This is a genomic window from Enterobacter cloacae complex sp. IR5450, from assembly GCF_049238665.1.
GTDB lineage: Bacteria > Pseudomonadota > Gammaproteobacteria > Enterobacterales > Enterobacteriaceae > Enterobacter > Enterobacter hormaechei_C.
On record NZ_JBMKIC010000045.1, the window covers coordinates 21831 to 27830 of the forward strand.

Annotated in this window: 6 protein-coding genes; 4 read left to right on the forward strand and 2 right to left on the reverse strand. The window is 52.9% G+C overall.

Annotated features, from left to right (window positions below; genetic code table 11):
- Nucleotides 1–264: 264 nt before the first annotated feature.
- Together ACOTYB_RS22450 and ACOTYB_RS22455 are read left to right on the forward strand one after the other, a co-directional pair.
- Nucleotides 265–630, forward strand: coding sequence for a hypothetical protein (locus ACOTYB_RS22450; protein ID WP_022651139.1), 366 nt, complete (start codon nt 265–267; stop codon nt 628–630).
- Between the two features lie 10 nt (nt 631–640).
- Entirely contained in the window at nt 641–2737 is a 2097-nt protein-coding gene (locus ACOTYB_RS22455) for a pyrroloquinoline quinone-dependent dehydrogenase (RefSeq protein WP_023314079.1), read from the forward strand.
- 74 nt (nt 2738–2811) lie between these two features.
- Here the strand turns inward: ACOTYB_RS22455 and ACOTYB_RS22460 are convergent, their stop codons facing one another.
- A complete protein-coding gene (locus ACOTYB_RS22460; protein ID WP_409249087.1) occupies nt 2812–3402 on the reverse strand; it encodes a DUF4142 domain-containing protein in 591 nt (196 codons plus the stop codon).
- Nucleotides 3403–3630: 228 nt separating this feature from the next.
- Between ACOTYB_RS22460 and ACOTYB_RS22465 the strand changes: the two genes are divergently transcribed.
- Both ACOTYB_RS22465 and ACOTYB_RS22470 read left to right on the forward strand, forming a co-directional pair.
- The gene (locus ACOTYB_RS22465) at nt 3631–3909 is read left to right on the forward strand and encodes a DUF1471 domain-containing protein (protein ID WP_003857380.1); all 279 of its coding nucleotides are present in this window, start codon (nt 3631–3633) and stop codon (nt 3907–3909) included.
- Nucleotides 3910–4217: 308 nt separating this feature from the next.
- Nucleotides 4218–4391: a GnsA/GnsB family addiction module toxin gene (locus tag ACOTYB_RS22470; RefSeq protein ID WP_003857379.1), complete on the forward strand. Its 174-nt coding sequence runs from the start codon at nt 4218–4220 to the stop codon at nt 4389–4391.
- An 87-nt stretch (nt 4392–4478) separates the two neighbouring features.
- Here the strand turns inward: ACOTYB_RS22470 and ACOTYB_RS22475 are convergent, their stop codons facing one another.
- Entirely contained in the window at nt 4479–5315 is an 837-nt protein-coding gene (locus ACOTYB_RS22475) for an alpha/beta fold hydrolase (RefSeq protein ID WP_409249086.1), read from the reverse strand.
- Nucleotides 5316–6000: the final 685 nt, after the last annotated feature.

Sequence of the window (6000 nt, forward strand, 5' to 3'; positions counted from 1 at the left end):
AGACAATCACGTAACCTGCTCGTAGCTTTCGAACTGTCTTGTAACATAACGCTATCTTTATGGTGGCGAAGGGGCACAAGGCGTCGTATGCCTGCTATTAAACGCCCCATAAAAAAATCCTCTTCTATACTCAGTTACGTTTAGTGAAATATGCAGCCGCTCCACACGTCGCGTTGCCTTAATAGCAGCGGGCAGCAGGGGCATATATCCACGAAAACGCCTTAATAATGGTCAATTTTGCATTTTTAGAGGGGGATTCCTGGTATGTTGCATTCTCAATCCTCGCGGGTCGGCAGCATGTTGCTGCTGCTGACCGCGATAATAGCCTTCGCGGTGGCGCTATACGCCTGGTGGACGCCGCTTACCGGCGTCACTGGCACCATTGGCGCACTGGGCGTGGTCATTGCCAGCGTAGTGCTGGCGATCCTGACCGTTATGCTACGCGCGGCATCGCGTCGCGGGGCGCGCGTTTTCCTGATTATTGTCACCCTGGTGGTGTTGGCGGGTATTGGTTTTGCCGCCGCGCTGCTGCACCAGTACATCATAACGGCAGCCATGGTGGTCGGCCTGATAGGTCTGATTATGCTGAGCAGCCATTCCGCCCGTTACAACCATCGCGTCAGAAGCTGAGGAGCCGCCCGTGCACAACGATAAGCATTATCCCTTCATAAAAGTCAGCATGACGGCGCTGGCGCTGCTGGTCGCTCCGCTCGCGCTACAGGCGCAGGATAAGGCCACTGAGGCCTCTCAGGGGACCCAGGAATCGCTTAACATTGATGCCGCCGATCAGCAGGCACCCGGAACCACAAAAACCACCGACGATGCCTCAACTGGCAGCGGTGACGGAAAGAAAGTCGCCTCGGCCAGCCAGCCCGCGACGCCGCTGGTGCCCGGCACGCCCACCTGGGACAGCTTCCACGGCCAGCTTAACGCGCAGAAATACAGCCCCCTGACCCAAATTACGGCGGATAATGTCGGGAAATTAACGAAAGTCTGGGAATTCCATACCGGCGACGTCTCGGATGGTAAAGGCGATACGCCAGCTACCGTCTGGTCCGCAACGCCCATTTTCGCCAACGATACGCTCTACATTGGCACGCCATTCGATCGCCTGATTGCGCTGGATCCGGGTACGGGTAAAGAGAAGTGGCATTATGACACGAAATCGTCGCGCAAGGCGCTGACCCAGCCAGTGCTGAAAAACCGCGGCGTTTCCTACTGGCAGGCCAAAAATCCGGTGAGCGGAGAGGCATGCCAGAAGATGGTTTATATGGGCACCGTTGACGGCAAGCTCTTTGCGCTGGACGCCGATTCAGGCAAACCTTGCAGCGGCTTTGCGAATAACGGCGTGTTGGATCTGAACCAGTGGAATACCGTTAACGCGAAGTATCCGCTCTCTGTCCTGCAACCGCCAACCGTTGTCGGCAACCATCTGTTGGTGGGCTGGGCCGGGAAGGACTGGGCCTATGCCGAAGCCCCTCCGGGCACCGTATTTTCAGTCAACGCCCAGACCGGTAAGCTTGAATGGACCTTTGAGGCGATCCCGGCAGAGATTCGCAAGCGTACCGGTACCGCCAACGTCTGGACGCACATGTCCGCCGATGAGGCCAACGGGCTGGTCTATCTCCCGGTTTCATCGCCATCTCCCAACTATTGGGGCGGCAACCGCGTGGACGCTATTCCGCTTGGCACCTCGACCACCGCGCTGGACATCAACACCGGTAAAGTGGTCTGGTCCCGTCAATGGGTACACCACGACGTCTGGGATTACGATATTAACTCCGCCCCGACGCTGATGGACATCACCGTAGACGGCAAGCAGATCCCGGCGCTGATTCAGGCCACCAAGCAGGGTTTCCTGTTCGTGGTTAACCGCCTGACGGGGGAGGACGTATGGCCAATCGAAGAACGTCCGGTTCCGCAGGGTGATGGTTCGGTTCAGGGTGAAGTTCTCTCGCCCACGCAGCCGTTCCCGACCAAACCCGCGCCGCTGCTCGACCAGTCGAAAAAACCGGAAATCTGGAAGCTGGCGGATATCGTCGGTGGCGGCCAGTGCTCCCGTCTGTGGGATAACCTGACCTATGAGGGAATGTATACTCCGCCGACCACAAAGGGCGAAGGCACGCTAACCTATCCTGATAGCGCGGGCGGCGTACAGTGGGGTGGGGTGGCGTTCGATCCGCAAAAACAGATCGCCATCGTCAACACCTCGCATATCGTCCAGTACGTGAAGCTCTACAGCCGCGAAGATTACGATAACGCAGACAAAGACTCCGGTAACGAAAGCGGCTTTGCCCCACAGGAAGGCGCCCCGTACGGTATGCGTCTGCTGGTGGCGAGCAACTGGCTGGGCATGCCGTGCTGGCAGCCGCCGTTTGGCGAAATCGTGGCGCTGGACATGCATACGGGCGATGTGAAATGGCGTCGTCCGGTTGGCGCCTCCCAGCAGTATGGCTTCTTCATGCCGGAGAGCTGGGGTTCACCTACCATTGGTGGCCCGGCGGTGACGGCGGGCGGCGTGATCTTCATCGGTGCTTCAATGGATGCCAAAGTGCGTGCCTACTCGGTCGAGAGCGGTGAAGAGCTGTGGTCCGATCAGGCAGAAGCGCCGGCAGTAGCGAACCCGTCAGTCTATGAATATAAAGGTCGCCAGTATGTGGCCTTCGTGGCAGGCGGGAATACGATCCTGAAGGATCAGGTGGGCGATCAGGTGGTGGTCTACGCCTTGCCGGAATAATTCATCAGGAAGGGGAAATAAGCGTGGGGCCTGCGGGCCCCACTTTGTTTTGCAATTGTCGTTTTACCGACGCGTTATTTATCGGCTGATGCGCCGGAGTGGGTTGACATCTGCTCGGCGGACTTCAGATGCTGCTCAACGACCGGCGTGTGCTCGTTGGCCAGAGCCTTCACATCCGGATCGTCGATTTTACTGGCGTCGCTCTTAAGCTTCGACAGCACCTTCTCGTGGTCCTTCACGCCAGCATATTCCATATACATTTTGTCAAAAGCGTCACCACGCTGGTTTTCCAGCCTTGAGTTCAGGGCTTTATGCGCGGCATCTGGTTCGGTCGGCAGCTCCACGCCCTTTTTCTGGGCAACGGTCTGGACTTTGGTCAGCGCAGCGCCGTGATCGTCGACCGTTTTCTGAGCGAATGTTTTCACTTCACTGCTTTGGGCCTTGTCCAGGGCGAGCCTGGCGGCGGCGACTTCGTTGATATTGGCCTGCGCCATGTCCTTCAACGCTTTCTCGTCACCGGAGCTGAGTCTGGCGTCCGGTTGAGCCTTGCCCGCAATTTGAGTTTGTGCGGCGCTTGTCGTCTGGGCTTGTACGCCAACGGTGCTGAACATTGCTGCAACTGCTGATACGGCTAGCAGCCTTTTCAGGGTTTTACTCGTGTGCATATTGTTCTCCTGATGGTCATGGTACAGGTAAGTTTCGGTTGCTTCAGGCGCAACCGGACAGATAAATGCTCACTACAAGGGTCAGTATAGTAGATGAAACTGCTGCACCCGCCGTTCAGGTCAGTGATGGCTGGTCGTGATGCTCAATTCTTCTACAATATTGATACGGATCATTTACATATTTGGTGCTAATGTTAAATATATAGATTCATCAACAGGAGGAATGATATGAAAAAAGCACTATTAGGGAGTGTATTGGCTTTAACAGTAGCAAGCTTCGGCGCATCTGCGGCAGATATGATTTCCAAGGATGAAGCGCACCACTTCAAACTTGAATACCTTGGTAATGTATCTGTAGGGGCTTCAGGTGGACAAATTTCTTCACCTTCAGATCTTCATCAAAAACTCTCAAAACTGGCAGACGAGAAGGGCGGGAAATACTACGTCATTATCGCTGCCCGCGAGCATGGCCCTAACTTCCAGGCCGTCGCAGAAGTCTTTAAATAATTTTCTCGAATACCACAAAAACCCGCTTCTGGCGGGTTTTTTGTTTACAGACAGCCAAAAAAATGCCCCTGATGCGGGGCGAGTTTAAGTCAAAACTTTTCTTATGTTTATGTGCTCTAAGGCTTTGGGACAATAACAGCTTGTTCAAATAATGCAACATAAATGCATGTTTAAATGTGACGACTCCATCATGCTGCTCATCTTAAGGTTAATGCAGCATACGTAACGCAGATAGTCTACGCTTTACAAAGGGTTATGGTTAAAACCATTTAGAGAATGGATACAGTTAACGGTCGTAAGAGGTAAAGATGAAAGTTGACGCACTGACACAAAAGGCAGAGGAAGAGATTTCAGCGCTTATAGCCAAAAAAATTGCAGAGTTACGAAAAAAAACAGGGCAGGAAGTTTCTGAAATAGAGTTTATCGCTCGTGAGGCCATGACGGGCCTCGAGGGGTACGAAGTAAAAATCAAACTCCTGTAGGCGTTTCTTCCTGAAATGGTTGCTCAATTCTTGCCGCAATACAAAACCGGGCGTGATGCCCGGTTGTATTATGGATAATCATCGTCTTTATGAGCGAATAAATGTCAGTATATCGGCGTTTATGGTATCTGCATGCGTGGTATGCATCCCATGCGGGAAGCCTGGATAAATTTTGAGTTCGCTGTTTGCGAGCAGCTTATCCTGTAGAAGGGCGGCATTTTTATAGGGGACGACCTGATCGTCATCACCCTGCAACACAAGGACGGGAACCGTAATGGCTTTAAGATCGTCCGTCTGGTCGGTCTCTGAAAACGCCTTAATGCCTTCATAGTGGGCTTTGGCGCTACCGATCATTCCCTGACGCCACCAGTTCTGAATTGTGCCCTGCGAAACCTCTGCTCCGTCTCGGTTAAATCCATAGAAAGGACCGCTGGCGACGTCGAGGTAAAACTGGGCGCGGTTAGCGGCCAGCGCCTGGCGGAAGCCGTCAAACACCTCAATGGGCATTCCGCCGGGGTTCGTGTCTGATTTTACCATCAGCGGAGGAACGGCGCTGACCAGTACCGCTTTGGCCACTCGCCCCTGAGGCTGGCCGTACTTCGCAACGTACCTGGCGACCTGGCCCCCGCCGGTGGAGTGGCCGACGTGCACTGCATTACGCAAATCAAGGCTTTCGACCACGGCCGATGCGTCGGAGGCATAATGATCCATATCATGACCTTCACTTACCTGATCGGAACGACCATGACCACGACGGTCGAGGGCGATGACGCGGAAGCCTTCTGCAAGGAAAAAGAGCATCTGGTTATCCCAGTCATCGGCGCTCAGCGGCCAGCCGTGATGGAAAACGATCGGCTGCGCATCCTTCGGACCCCAGTCTTTGTAATAAATACTGACACCATCTTTTGTTGTTACGAATGCCATATTTCAGACTCCTCTGCTAATGGCAAAAACGTGTGAAGGCTAAGTAAATAGCCCAGCATTTAGGGACGTAATAAAACTGACTTATATTAATCTTATTACTGATATATCCGCTTAAAGTGTAGAAGGGTTCCTGAAAACAGTTATAGATTAAATTTGTATGGTCATTATTTATTTTTAAACGAAATATCCCCTAAACCAGCCGGGGCACTGTGTTATTTTTCTCGCGTGGTGAATCCCCCTGTGCGGAGGGGCTAAACAGCACATGTAGCTTAGGCAATCAGTAGCGGGTCAAGGTGGCTGACCAACGACTCACCGGGAGGCACCCGGCACCACACATACGTTAAAGCTTGTATCTCGCTGAATTTATTAGGGATGGTGTATGAAGTTGGGCTTTTTGGCTGGAACAGTGCTGGCAACCTGGTTGTCTTTAACCTACCCGACGCAAATGAGAGCTGTTTTTGAACAACTGGTTACGATAGTGCAGCAAATCACGCAGCCTTCATCAGAGTCTCATTCTGATATGGTCACACCGGAACAGTCATATCCTTGATTGTTATATTTACGGTGAACGTTACCCGTCTTAATAGTTAACCTGTGCTTATTTTTCTGGTAATGCTGCCAACTTACTGATTTAGTGTATGATGGTGATTTTAAGGTGCTTGCGTGGCTTCCATTTCCATCAGAT

What these genes read in the sequence shown, in the direction of transcription:
- ACOTYB_RS22475 (WP_409249086.1), bottom strand. Translation starts at nt 5,315, where the DNA reads ATGGCATTCGTAACAACAAAAGATGGTGTCAGTATTTATTACAAAGAC.
- ACOTYB_RS22460 (WP_409249087.1), bottom strand. Translation starts at nt 3,402, where the DNA reads ATGCACACGAGTAAAACCCTGAAAAGGCTGCTAGCCGTATCAGCAGTT.
- ACOTYB_RS22465 (WP_003857380.1), top strand. Translation starts at nt 3,631, where the DNA reads ATGAAAAAAGCACTATTAGGGAGTGTATTGGCTTTAACAGTAGCAAGC.
- ACOTYB_RS22470 (WP_003857379.1), top strand. Translation starts at nt 4,218, where the DNA reads ATGAAAGTTGACGCACTGACACAAAAGGCAGAGGAAGAGATTTCAGCG.
- ACOTYB_RS22450 (WP_022651139.1), top strand. Translation starts at nt 265, where the DNA reads ATGTTGCATTCTCAATCCTCGCGGGTCGGCAGCATGTTGCTGCTGCTG.